Below are 12,518 nucleotides of genomic sequence, written 5' to 3' on the forward strand. Positions count from 1 at the left end.
TCCGAACATATCTACGAATACCCTAGCAAGCGGCAGGGACAATCAGCGTGCACGGCGCGCTTTCGCCTCTGCGTCCGCCCATGCCCGCTGGGCCGGCGTCAGGGAAGAGCTGCCGGGACCGGTGGTGGCCACGGCCGCGCCGCTGCCCGCCCGCCACGCATGGGTGATGGCCAGCGCCAGCGCATCGGCTGCGTCGGCGGGACGCGGCGGAGCGTCAAGGCGGAGGATCTTGGTCACCAGTTTGGTCACGGCGTCCTTGTTCGAGGACCCGCTACCGGTCACCGCGGCCTTAACTTCCGACGGCGTATGCAACGCCACCGGGATTCCCCGGCGGGCCGCCGCCGCGATCACCACGCCGGACGCCTGGGCGACGCCCATCACCGTGCTGACGTTGAGCTGCGAGAAGACGCGCTCGACGGCGAGGACCTCTGGCTCGTAACGGTCCAGCCACTCATCGATGGACGTGGCGATCACCAGCAGGCGGCGGTCAAGGGTCTCGTCCGGCGATGTGCCCACCACGCCAACCGCCACCATGCTGGCCCGGCGGTTGCGTTCCACATCCACCACGCCGATGCCGCAGCGGGTCAGGCCTGGGTCAACACCAAGGACGCGTAGCGTCATTTCTGCCCCGCCGCGGGCGGCAGGCCCGGCTGGCGCTCCCGCTTCGGTCTAGCTGGCAAGGCCGGACGTCACTCTGATTCCAGGGCGGCCTGGACTTCGTCGCTGAGGTCGGCGTTGCTGTACACGTTCTGGACGTCGTCGAGGTCCTCAAGCGCGTCCGCCAGCTTCAGGAACTTGCGGGCGCCGTCGACGTCGAGTTCCACCTGCATGGAGGGAACGAATTCAACTTCGTCCGTGTCGTACTCAATGCCGGCTTCCGCCAGGGCCTCCCGGATGGCCTGGAGATCGCCGGGTTCCGAGTGGATCTCGAAGGTCTCGCCGTTGTCCTTGACTTCCTCCGCGCCCGCCTCCAGGACGGCCATCAGGACGTCGTCCTCGCTCAGGCCGTTCTTGGGCAGGTTGACCACGCCCTTGCGGGTGAAGAGGTAGCTCACGGAGCCGGGGTCGGCGATGGTGCCGCCATTGCGGGAGATGGCCAGGCGGACTTCGGATGCTGCGCGGTTCTTGTTGTCCGTGAGGCACTCGATCAGCAGGGCCGAGCCCTGCGGGCCGCGGGCCTCGTACATGATCTCGGTGTAGTCCACCACTTCGCCGGTGAGGCCGGCGCCGCGCTTGATCGCGCGGTCGATGTTGTCGTTGGGAACCGAGGTCTTCTTGGCCTTGGTCACGGCAAGTTCCAGGCCGGGGTTGCCGGCGAGGTCCGGTCCGCCCATCCGGGCGGCAACTTCGATGTTCTTGATCAGCTTGGCGAACGACTTTGCGCGGCGGCTGTCAATGATCGCCTTTTTGTGCTTGGTCGTTGCCCATTTGGAGTGGCCTGACATGCTTTACGCTTCTCCTCTGATCATTCGGATAAAAAGTTCGTGTACGCGTTTCTCGCCGGTCACTTCCGGATGGAAGGAGGTGGCCAGCAGCTGGCCGGAACGCACTGCGACAATTCTAGCCGCCCCGGGCAGCGGTACGGCGTGCGACGCCTGTCCGGGATCTGCCGGTTCCACCTGGGCCAGGACCTCCACGTCCGGTCCCACACGTTCCACCCAGGGCCCGCGGATGAAGACGGCGTGCACAGGTTCCACGCCCGATTCGGTGGCACTGAAGTCCAGCCCCTTAAAGTCCAGGTCGGTTTCGAAGGATTCGCGCTGGCGGCCGAAGGCGTTCCGGCGGACGGTGATGTCCAGGCCGCCGAACGTTTGCTGGGGGGCGCCGGACAAGTCGGTAGCCGGATCGGCGATGTCCGCCGCGAGCAGGATCATTCCCGCGCAGGAGCCATACACGGGCAGGCCCTCGGCGATGTACTTGCGCAGCGGGTCGGCAAGGTCGAAGGCCCGCGCCAGTTTGTCGATGGCCGTGGATTCGCCGCCGGGAATGATGAGGCCGTCCAGGCCATCAAGCTCCTCCGGGCGGCGGACGGCAACGCCCTGCGCGCCGGTGGCCTCCGCGGCACGCAGGTGCTCACGAAAGTCTCCCTGGAGGGCCAGGACGCCGATCCGCAGGCCTGAGCCCACGCGCGCAGGATCAGCAGAAGGGGGGTTTGTCATCCCTCCAGCATACGGCCCCGACCCTTCGCCCGGTGCGGCGGGGCGGGGGCGGGCAAAGGTTGCATGCCCCTGCTGGGATATATTCGAAACATGGTCTTCTTTAGTGTTCCGCTCGGCAAGCTGGTCCGCAGGGTATCCCGGCTGCGGGGCGGCGGGTCCGCACTTCCGGGGCTGGTGGTCGAGAAAATCGATCCCGGCTTCATGCGGCGGACGCTCACCACCCTGCCCCACGGCGTGGCTGTGGTCAGCGGCACCAACGGAAAGACCACCACCACCAAAATGGTGGTCGAACTCCTGGAAAGCCAGGGCCTGAAGGTCTTCACCAACCGGACCGGCAGCAACTTCACGCGGGGCGTGGCAGCCGCCCTCCTGGGCGAGGTGGACTGGCGCGGCAGGCTGGACGCAGACGTTGCCGTCCTGGAACTCGATGAGGCCCACGCCGTCCACTTCGTGAACAGCGTTCCGCCCCGGTACTGCCTGCTGCTGAATGTGCTTCGCGACCAGCTGGACCGCTTCGGCGAAATCGACAAGACCGCACAGCTCCTGCAGCACATCGCCGCCAAAACCACGGGGACGGTGGTCCTGAACCGCGAGGACCCGCGGGTTGCCCGGATCGCGGACACGCTGACGGGACAGAACGTCAGGTACTTCGGCCTGGACGATTCCCTGCTGGGCACCTTCCCGAACGATGACGACATGCGTGCCGCTCCCGGCAGCCCCGCCCCGGCGGGCCTGCCCGCAAAGCCGCAGGCCGACGTCGTCCTCCGCAAGGTGGGCGCAGACAGCGCCGAATTTGAGTACGACGGCGGCACGGTCACCACGGCGATGAAGCTGCGCGGCGTCTACAACATCTTCAATGCAGCCGCTGCGCTCACCCTCGCCCGCAGCATATGCGGCGGCGGCGCCGCCACCGCGAACCACGAGACCCTGCTGCAGGCGCTGTCCCAGGTGGCCCCTGCCTTCGGCCGCGGCGAAAGCCTCACGGTGGACGGCCAACCCCTGGACCTGGTGCTGGTCAAAAACCCCAGCGGCTTCCGGCTGGGACTGAAATCCTTCCCCGCTGCCGGCTACGCCACCATGATCGCCATCAACGACAACTACGCCGACGGCCGGGACATGTCCTGGCTGTGGGATGTGGAATTCGATTCGCTTCGCGAGGACGGGGTGGAGGTGCTGACCGGGTCGCGCGCCTACGACATGGCGCTGCGGCTGCAGTACGACGAAGTACCCGTTGGCGCCGTGGACACCGATATTCCGGCCGCCCTTGCCGCCTTCATCCGGGAAGGGCAGGGCAAACCCAAGCGGATCTTCTGCACCTACACCGCCATGCTTGCCATCCGCCGCGAGCTGTCCAAAATCACCACCGTGGAGGTTGTCTCGTGAGTCCGGCAGAAGCAGCGGAAGCTGGCGACCAGTCCAAGGGCACCCTCCGGGTGGTCCAGCTGTACCCGCGGGACATGAACATCTATGGCGACTGGGGCAATGCCCTGGTCCTGCAGCGCCGCATTCAATGGCACGGGTACACCCCCGAACTGCTGGAGTACAACGTGGGCGATCCCTTTCCCGAAGACGTGGACATCATTGTGGGCGGAGGCGGCCAGGACAGTGGCCAGCTGGTCATTCAGGACGACCTGCAGGCCCGGGCCGGCCAGCTTAAGGAGTTGGCCGAGGACGGCGCACCCATGCTGGTCATCTGCGGCCTCTACCAGCTTTTTGGCCGGTTCTTCAAGACGCGGACGGGTACTGTCATCCCGGGAATCGGCGTCCTGGACGTGGAAACCCATGGCACCGATGAACGCCTGATCGGCAACGTGAAGGTCTCAACCACCGAGTTCGGCGAAGTCCTCGGTTACGAGAACCACAGCGGCCAGACCACTCTGGGCAACGGTGTGCGGCCGCTCGGGACGGTGGCCAAGGGAACGGGCAACAACAGCAACGACGGCCATGAGGGGGCGCGGTACCGAAACATCGTTGCCAGCTACCTGCACGGCTCGCTGCTTCCCAAGAACCCGGCCATTGCCGATTACCTCATCCGCACGGCCGCAGAGCGCAAGTTCGGCAGCTTCTCCCCCGGTACCCCCGACGACGCCTACGCGGTCCTGGCACGGGAGCACGCCGCCCGCCGGCCCCGCTGAACTGCGATCGCCTGAATCACCGCCACTGGAAGTACTCCCGGTGGATGTTGAGCCTGCGGACACCCGCTGCCCGGAAGGCTTTACGGAACTGCCGGAGCATGGCGTCGGGCCCACCCATGAAAACTGACAGCAGGCGCGGCTCGGTGCCCACTGCGGCCATGACCGCGGCCGGGGTCAGCCGCCCGTCCCTTTCGGTGTCCAGCACATGGACCTTGAGCCGCGGGTGGTTCCTGGCGATGGCGGTGATTTCATCGGCAAAAGGCGAAGGGCCAGCTGAGGTAACGAAGAAATCGACATCTTCCTGCAGCCCGCTGCCCGGGTCTGCGTCCAGCGACCGCAGCCAGCTGAGGAAGGGTGTGATTCCCACACCGCCGGCGATCCAGACCTGGTGGGCAGTGCCCTTGTGCCGGTCAAAGCGGCCGTAGGGGCCGCCCACCACGGCCGGCATGCCTGGCTGGACCACGTCGGGAAGCCTTGTGGTGTGGTCACCCAGCGCCTTGACCGTAATGCTGATGCCGCCCTCCTGTGCGGGCCCGGAAATGGAAAAGGGGTGCCGCTGCCAGCCATCCACCGTTTCGAGGTAAACCATGGCGAACTGGCCGGGTTTGAAATCCAGGGGGCGGCCCAGGGGACGGAGTGCCACCTCCACCAGGTCCGCCGCAACCGGGCGGACCCCTGCAACCTGGTAGTCGTGATGGGGCAGGAAACGGCGCGCCAGCAGCTCCCGGTAAACGTAGAACGCCAGGCCCGTTCCGCCGATGGCCACATAGCTCCACCGCAGGACGGGCGCCGCTTCAAACGCACTGGCATCGAGCAGTCCGTGCAGGAAGCCGGCAGCCACGAACAAGCCTGTGAGTCGGTGGAAGCCGCGCCAGCGCTCATAGCCACCCAGCAGACGCACCACCAGGCGGACCCCCTTTGTCTGCAGGGCGGCGTGCACCACGCGGCGGACGGGCGCCGGCAGCATTGTCCGCCAACGCGGCAGCACCGCCCACACCACCAGTGCGGCAAGTCCCGAAATGGCCACCACTGCCAGTGTTTTTCCCACGCTGGTTGCCTCCGGGTTGGACGCAAGTTCTATGTGCGGCAGCAACAGGACGGTTGCGGTCACGGCGGCCCTGCGGTGCCAGATCGCCGCGTGGTCAATGCCGCCGAACACCGGCTCAACGTGCGGGAGTGTGCTGACCAGGACAAGTGCGATGGAATACAGCAGCACGGACTCCCCGCCGAACAGCTGGCCGACGTGCCTGAGGACCGGTTCGCCCTGCGGCCGCGCCAGATACCAAAAAATGCCATATGCCGCCGCCAGGACCGTGACAGCGCCGGGCCCCACCCACCGGAACGGGACGCCCAGGAAGGCGGCTGCCGGCGTCGTGCGTCGTTTGCTCATGGACCAGGGCCCCTTCGTCACTGCCGAACCCGTACGCGTGCCCAGCGGGACGCGCAGAATAGGGCCCGGACCGGACCCCTTAGCGGCAATTCTAGGGATGCCGTCTGGGAGCCGGCACCATTTCCTTTCAATTGAGAACCGCGCCCTGCTGTGAAAGGTTTACCCCATGACCAACCCCCTCCTTGCCGCCAGTCCCCTGCCCTACGGCCTTCCGCCTTTCGAGGCCCTTACAGCGGGCCAGTACGGCGCCGCCATCGAAGCAGGCCTGGCCGCGCACTTGGACGAGATCCAGGCCATCAGCAGCAACGCCGCACCGGCCACGTTCGAAAACACGGCACTGGCCATGGAACGCTCGGGGCAGCTCCTCAACAGGGCCGCCGCGGCATTTTTTACCTTGGTATCGGCGGATGCGTCCGCCGAAATCCGGGAACTTGAAACGGAGCTTTCGCCGCGCTTCCAGGCCCACCAGGACGAGGTGTTCCTCAACGGGGCGCTGTATGGGCGCTTTGCCGCCATAGATGCGGACAGCCTGGATCCCGAGTCAGCGCGCCTGGTGGAGGAGTACCTCAAGGAGTTCCGCCAGTCCGGGATCCAGCTCGAGGCACCCGGCCAGGAGCGGCTGCGTGCCATCAACGCTGAGCTGGCCCGGTTGGGCACGGAGTTCGGCCAGCGGGTCAAGGAGGGGATGAAGTCCGCTGCGCTGCTGCTGGAAGACGCCGGCGACCTGGCGGGCCTGCCGGCGGACGACGTCGCCAGTGCAGCCGAAGCGGCACGCGCCGCCGGGCACGACGGAAAATTCCTGCTGACCCTGATCCAGCCCGGCAACCAGCCGGCACTGGCCTCGCTCGAGAACCGGGACGTCCGCCGTCGTCTGTTCGAGGCATCCGTGGCCAGGGGCAGTGGCGGCGGGAGCCTGGATGTCCTGGACCTGGCCCGGGAGATGGCCAGGCTGCGGGCGGAAAAGGCCCAACTGCTGGGTTTCGCCAACTACGCCGAACTTGTGGCCGACCGGCAGACGGCGCCGGACTTCGAGGCCGTCCGGACGATGCTGAGCCGCATGGCGCCGGCGGCCGTCCGCAATGCCGACGCCGAGGCGGCAGCCCTGGCCGACGTCGCCGGACATCCGCTGGAAGCCTGGGACTGGGCCTACTACTCGGCAAAAGTGCGGCGGGAGAAGTACGACGTTGATGAACAGGCCCTGCGTCCGTACTTTGAGCTGGACCGGGTGATCACGGAAGGAGTGTTCTTTGCAGCCACTGCGCTGTACGGGATTACGTTCCACGAGCGGCCCGACCTCGGCGCCTATCATCCGGACGTTCGCATCTGGGAAGTCCGGAACGGGGACGGAACCGGCCTGGGGCTGTTCCTGGGCGACTACTACGCGCGTGAATCCAAGCGCGGCGGTGCGTGGATGAACTCGCTCGTGGACCAGTCGGGACTGCTGGGAACCCGGCCCGTGGTGATCAATACGCTCAACATCTCCAAGCCGCCCGCGGGTGAGCCGACGCTCCTCACCCTGGACGAGCTGCGCACGCTTTTCCACGAGTTCGGCCACGCGCTGCACGGCCTGTTCTCCAACGTCACCTATCCCCGCTTTTCCGGCACTGCGGTGCCCCGGGACTTTGTGGAGTATCCGTCGCAGGTGAACGAGATGTGGATCATGTGGCCGGAGGTGCTGTCCAATTATGCGCGCCACCACGTCACCGGCGAACCGCTTCCGCAGGACGTAGTGGACCGGCTGGAGGAATCCCGGCTCTGGGGCGAGGGCTTTGCCACCACCGAGTACCTGGGCGCAGCCCTCTTGGACCTGGCATGGCACACGCTGGAGCCGGGCGACGTTCCGGATGATGCCGTGGAGTTTGAGGCAAAGGCCCTGGCTGCGGCAGGGATTGCGCACCCGCTGATCCCGCCCCGGTACCGCACAGGCTACTTCCAGCACATCTTTGCCGGTGCCGGCTACGCGGCTGGCTACTACTCGTACATCTGGAGCGAGGTCCTGGACGCGGAGACCGTCGACTGGTTCAAGGAAAACGGCGGCCTGTCCCGCGCCAACGGCGAACGTTTCCGGGAGGAGCTCCTCAGCCGGGGCAACAGCCGGGACCCCCTGGAGTCCTTCCGGATCCTGAGGGGCCGCGAGGCGAACCTGGACCCCCTGCTAAAGCGCCGCGGCCTCGAGTACCCCCCATCGATTGCTCCGTAACGGCCCTTTTGGAGGCTCAAAACGGCGTTTACGGAGCAATCGATTTAAAAGTACGACGCCGGTCCCCCACCAAAGAAGGTGAGGGGCCGGCGTCGTGGTCAAGTCAGTGAAGCCCAAACCCAAGCACGGACGGTGCGGTCCGGCAGCGTGCGTAAAAGGGGCCCCGCCCCCAACCACCGCGGGTATGGCGGCAGCGGGAGGCGGGGAATAGCACGCAGAGGATCGCGCCGTTCGGCGCGATCATCTAATTGACGACTACCAGCCGCGCTCAGCGAGACGGTGCGGCTGGGGGATCTCGTCAACGTTGATGCCCACCATGGCTTCGCCGAGCCCGCGGGAGGCCTTGGCGATGACATCGGGGTCGTCGAAGAAGGTGGTGGCCTTGACGACGGCGGCGGCGCGCTGGGCGGGGTTGCCGGACTTGAAGATGCCGGAGCCGACGAAGACGCCGTCGGCGCCGAGCTGCATCATCATGGCAGCGTCAGCGGGGGTGGCGATGCCGCCTGCGGTGAAGAGGACCACAGGAAGCTTGCCGGCAGCGGCAACTTCCTTGACGAGTTCGTACGGGGCCTGCAGTTCCTTGGCGGCAACGTACAGCTCGTCCTCGGGCAGGGAGGAAAGCTTGGCGATCTCCGAGCGGATCTTGCGCATGTGCCCGGTGGCGTTGGAGACGTCGCCGGTGCCGGCCTCGCCCTTGGAGCGGATCATGGCCGCGCCCTCGTTGATGCGGCGCAGGGCCTCACCGAGGTTGGTCGCACCGCAGACGAAGGGAACCTTGAAGTTCCACTTGTCGATGTGGTTGACGTAGTCGGCCGGGGTCAGGACCTCGGACTCGTCGATGTAGTCGACACCGAGGGACTGCAGGACCTGGGCTTCCACGAAGTGGCCGATCCGGGCCTTGGCCATCACAGGGATGGACACGGCGTCAATGATCTGGTCGATCATGTCGGGATCGGACATGCGGGACACGCCGCCCTGGGCGCGGATATCGGCCGGAACACGCTCCAGCGCCATGACTGCCACGGCACCGGCGTCTTCGGCGATGCGGGCCTGCTCGACGTTGACGACGTCCATGATGACGCCGCCCTTGAGCATCTCGGCCATGCCACGCTTCACGCGGTTGCTGCCCGTGACGCTGTTCGCGGACGAACCGGCCTCGTTGCTTACATCAGGTGTAGACACAAAAACCCCTATGGGTAGACAGATGATCTTCGCCGGGCATGCGGCGGCAGCTGCCGGAGGTGCACGCACGGGTTGCCGGGTCGCTTGACCGGGCACTTATATACTAGTCCCCCGCCGCGCGGCCGGCTTAATCATGCTTAATCAGCGGGCGTGGGTTCCGCCAGTGCCTGCCGGCGCACGGAAACCACGCGTTGCACGACGGTGACGAGGCTCGCCGCGGCCAGGAGGACCAGGGTGACCAGGAGCACCACGGTTGGCAGTCCCAAACCGGTCAGACCGGTGACCACCAGCACGGAGACCAGGCGTTCGGCCCGTTCTGCGATCCCGACATTGGCGGTGAACCCGAGCGACTCGGCCTTGGCCCTGGCGTAGGAGACAACCATGCCCAGGACCAGGCACAGCAGCGCGCTGACGGCGATGGCGGTGTTGTTTCCGCCGGTGAAGAACCATACGGACACGCCGGCGAAGAGTGCGCCGTCGGCGACCCGGTCCAGCGTGGAGTCGAGGAAGTTTCCCCATCGGCTCTTGATGTCCTGCATCCGCGCCATGATGCCGTCCAGGACGTCGGAGAAGATGAACGCGGTGATGAAGACGGTCCCCCAAAAGAGTTGACCCAGGGGGTAGAAGATGAGGGCTCCTGCGGCAACACCCGCGGTTCCGAGGATGGTGACCGCGTCCGGGGAGACGCCAATTTTCAGGAGCCAGCGGGCCAGTGGGGTAAACAGCGCGGTGAAGAAGCCGCGGGCATGCCTATTCAGCATCCGACTCCCCGGGCCAGGCCTCAGCCACCTGTTGCCGGACCTCATCAAGGGTCTGGGTGATGGCTTTGGTCTGGGCGATGATGGGGAAGAAATTACCGTCGCCACCCCAGCGCGGAACAATGTGCTGGTGCAGGTGCGCGGAGATACCTGCACCGCCCACCACGCCCTGGTTCATGCCCAGGTTGAAGCCGCCGGGATTGGATACTTTCCGCAGGACCCGCATGGCCGTCTGGGTCAGCTCGGCGAACTCCGCTGTTTCTTCAACCGTGAGGTCCGTGTAGTCCGGAATGTGCCGGTAGGGGCAGACCAGCAGGTGGCCCGGATTGTAGGGGAACAGGTTCAGCACCACATAGCAGGTCCGACCGCGGTAGACGATGAGCGCCTCTTCGTCAGTGCGGCCGGGGCCTACGCAGAACGGGCAGTCGTTCTCGTTCTTGAACTGGTGCTGGCCGCCTTTGATGTAGGCCATACGGTGCGGAGTCCACAGGCGCTGGAAGGCGTCCGGGACACCGGCGAGGGCAAAGTCGTCGGTAACGCCGGCATCGCCTGGATATCCTGCGCCTGTGTTCTCCTGCACTGTGCTGTTTCCGTTCGGCTAGCTGGTCCGGTTGCGGACGGCTTCGGTGATTCGCTTGACCGCTTCCGCGACGGGCACACCGTTGTCCTGGCTACCGTCCCGGAAGCGGAACGAAACAGCGCCCGCCTCTGCGTCGTCGCCGCCCGCGATCAGCACGAACGGGATCTTGTCCTTGCTGGCGGTGCGGATCTTCTTGGGGAAGCGGTCCGAGGACGTATCCACCTCGGCGCGGATGCCCGCCGCCTTGAGCTGGCCGACGACGTCGAACATGTAATCGTTGAACGCCTCCGCCACGGGGATGCCTACCACCTGGACCGGAGCCAGCCACGCGGGGAACGCCCCGGCGTAGTGCTCGGTGAGGACGCCCATGAAGCGCTCCACCGATCCGAAGAGCGCGCGGTGGATCATGACGGGACGCTGGCGGCTGCCGTCGGCTGCCTGGAATTCCAGCTCGAAGCGTTCGGGCAGGTTGAAGTCCAGCTGGATGGTGGACATCTGCCAGGTACGCCCCAGGGCGTCCTTGGCCTGCACGGAAATCTTGGGACCGTAGAAGGCTGCTCCGCCTGGATCGGGCACCAGCTCCAGTCCGGACTCCTGGGCTACCTCGGCGAGGGTCCTGGTGGCTTCCTCCCAGGTGGCGTCGTCGCCGACGTACTTCTCGGGGTCCTTGGTGGACAGCTCGAGGTAGAAGTCGTTCAGCCCGTAGTCCTTGAGCAGGTCCAGGACGAAGGTGAGGGTCTTGGTGAGTTCGTCCTTCATCTGCTCGCGGGTGCAGTAGATGTGGGCGTCGTCCTGTGTCATGCCCCGGACACGGGTGAGGCCGTGGACCACACCGGACTTCTCGTACCGGTACACGGAGCCGAATTCGAACAGCCGCAGCGGCAGCTCGCGGTAGGACCGGCCGCGGGAGCGGAAGATGAGGTTGTGCATGGGGCAGTTCATCGGCTTCAGGTAGTAATCCTGCGCCGGCTTTCGAATGCTGCCGTCGGCGTTGAGTTCCTCATCCACCCGCATGGCGGGGAACATGCCGTCCTTGTACCAGTCCAGGTGCCCGGAGACCTCGTACAGGTGGCCCTTGGTGATGTGCGGGGTGTAGACGAACTCGTAGCCGGCTTCGACGTGCCGCTGGCGCGAGTAGTCCTCCATCTCCTTGCGGATGATGCCGCCCTTGGGGTGGAAGACCGGCAGGCCGGAGCCCAGCTCGTCCGGGAAGGAGAAGAGGTCCAGCTCCGAACCGAGCTTGCGGTGGTCGCGGCGCTCGGCCTCGGCAATGCGCTCCTGGTAGGCCTTCAGGGCGTCCTTGGTGGGCCAGGCGGTGCCGTAGATACGCTGCAGCTGCTGGTTCTTCTGGTTGCCCAGCCAGTAGGCCGACGACGAACGGGTCAGCGCGAAGGCGTTGGAGATCATCTTGGTGTTGGGCAGGTGGGGGCCGCGGCAGAGGTCGCACCAGACGGTGGTGCCTTCCTTGCGTTCCACGTTGTCGTAGATGGTGATGTCCCCGGCGCCGACTTCAACGTTCACGCCTTCCCCGGCTTCGGCGGCTTCGTTCTTTTTGCCCAGGAGCTCGAGCTTGTAGGGCTCGTTCTTCATGGCTTCGCGGGCCTCGTCCTCATTGACCACGCGACGGACAAACTTCTGGTTCTGGTTGATGATCTTCTGCATCATCTTTTCGAGGGTCTTGAGGTCCTCGGGAGTGAACGGCTCGGCAACATCGAAGTCGAAGTAGAAGCCGTCGGTGATGTAGGGGCCGATGCCGAGCTTGGCATCGGGACGCAGCTGCTGCACGGCCTGGGCCATGACGTGGGCAGTGGAGTGCCGCAGGACGTTCAGGCCGTCGGGGGAATCAATGGTGACGCCTTCCACCTCGGCGCCTTCCGGAAGTTCCTGGTCCAGGTCCTTCAGCTCGCCGTTGACGCGGGCAACAACAACGTCACGGCGCTCAAAGAAGAGTTCCGCACCGGTTGTCCCGGTAGTCACCTTGGTCTCTTCGCCATCGACGAGAAGGGTGATCTGCTGGGCATCTGACACGGGTGTCTCCTATTCAAAGTTGAGGCTTCATAGCTTGTGGCATACGGGGACCACAGCCAGCCACCGTCAATGCTATCGGTTCCGGT

The 12,518-nt window shown here is 65.8% G+C and carries 11 protein-coding genes; 3 read left to right on the forward strand and 8 right to left on the reverse strand.

Annotated elements, in window-relative coordinates; translation table 11 throughout:
* Window positions 1-42: 42 nt before the first annotated feature.
* From ruvC to pdxT, 3 genes are all read right to left on the reverse strand, one after another.
* Window positions 43-621, reverse strand: coding sequence for a crossover junction endodeoxyribonuclease RuvC (ruvC, locus tag VIK36_RS11985; protein WP_255172336.1), 579 nt, complete (start codon window positions 619-621; stop codon window positions 43-45).
* Between the two features lie 68 nt (window positions 622-689).
* Complete coding sequence (locus VIK36_RS11990; protein WP_324642082.1) at window positions 690-1,445, reverse strand: YebC/PmpR family DNA-binding transcriptional regulator; 756 nt, start codon at window positions 1,443-1,445, stop codon at window positions 690-692.
* 3 nt (window positions 1,446-1,448) lie between these two features.
* Complete coding sequence (gene pdxT, locus VIK36_RS11995) at window positions 1,449-2,159, reverse strand: pyridoxal 5'-phosphate synthase glutaminase subunit PdxT (RefSeq protein WP_324642083.1); 711 nt, start codon at window positions 2,157-2,159, stop codon at window positions 1,449-1,451.
* 90 nt (window positions 2,160-2,249) lie between these two features.
* On the opposite strand from pdxT, the gene VIK36_RS12000 reads away from it, so the two are divergent.
* On the forward strand, window positions 2,250-3,542 hold the full coding sequence (locus VIK36_RS12000) for a MurT ligase domain-containing protein (protein WP_324642084.1): 1,293 nt from the start codon (window positions 2,250-2,252) through the stop codon (window positions 3,540-3,542).
* On the forward strand, window positions 3,539-4,294 hold the full coding sequence (locus VIK36_RS12005; protein WP_255172339.1) for a type 1 glutamine amidotransferase: 756 nt from the start codon (window positions 3,539-3,541) through the stop codon (window positions 4,292-4,294). The genes VIK36_RS12000 and VIK36_RS12005 overlap by 4 nt, the downstream gene beginning before the upstream one ends.
* 16 nt (window positions 4,295-4,310) lie before the next feature.
* Here the strand turns inward: VIK36_RS12005 and VIK36_RS12010 are convergent, their stop codons facing one another.
* Window positions 4,311-5,684, reverse strand: a complete 1,374-nt coding sequence (locus VIK36_RS12010) for a hypothetical protein (protein WP_324642085.1) — start codon at window positions 5,682-5,684, stop codon at window positions 4,311-4,313.
* A gap of 166 nt (window positions 5,685-5,850) precedes the next feature.
* Here VIK36_RS12010 and VIK36_RS12015 point away from each other — a divergent pair, with 166 nt between their 5' ends.
* Window positions 5,851-7,884 carry a M3 family metallopeptidase gene (locus VIK36_RS12015; protein WP_324642086.1) on the forward strand — a complete coding sequence of 678 codons (2,034 nt, stop codon included), beginning with the start codon at window positions 5,851-5,853 and terminating at the stop codon, window positions 7,882-7,884.
* A 255-nt stretch (window positions 7,885-8,139) separates the two neighbouring features.
* On the opposite strand, the gene pdxS is transcribed toward VIK36_RS12015, so the two are convergent.
* The 4 genes from pdxS to thrS all read right to left on the reverse strand — a co-directional run bounded on the left by pdxS (window position 8,140) and on the right by thrS (window position 12,432).
* A complete protein-coding gene (gene pdxS / locus VIK36_RS12020) occupies window positions 8,140-9,066 on the reverse strand; it encodes a pyridoxal 5'-phosphate synthase lyase subunit PdxS (protein WP_303693350.1) in 927 nt (308 codons plus the stop codon).
* A 137-nt stretch (window positions 9,067-9,203) separates the two neighbouring features.
* Window positions 9,204-9,827 (reverse strand): phosphatidylinositol phosphate synthase, encoded by a 624-nt coding sequence (gene pgsA, locus VIK36_RS12025; protein ID WP_255172342.1) that lies wholly within the window; start codon window positions 9,825-9,827, stop codon window positions 9,204-9,206.
* The gene (locus VIK36_RS12030) at window positions 9,817-10,404 is read right to left on the reverse strand and encodes an HIT family protein (protein WP_159631881.1); all 588 of its coding nucleotides are present in this window, start codon (window positions 10,402-10,404) and stop codon (window positions 9,817-9,819) included. Before VIK36_RS12030 ends, pgsA begins: the two co-directional genes overlap by 11 nt.
* A gap of 18 nt (window positions 10,405-10,422) precedes the next feature.
* A complete protein-coding gene (gene thrS, locus VIK36_RS12035; RefSeq protein ID WP_255172343.1) occupies window positions 10,423-12,432 on the reverse strand; it encodes a threonine--tRNA ligase in 2,010 nt (669 codons plus the stop codon).
* Between the last annotated feature and the right edge of the window lie 86 nt (window positions 12,433-12,518).

Source organism: Pseudarthrobacter sp. LT1, assembly GCF_035621795.1.
Classification (GTDB): domain Bacteria; phylum Actinomycetota; class Actinomycetes; order Actinomycetales; family Micrococcaceae; genus Arthrobacter.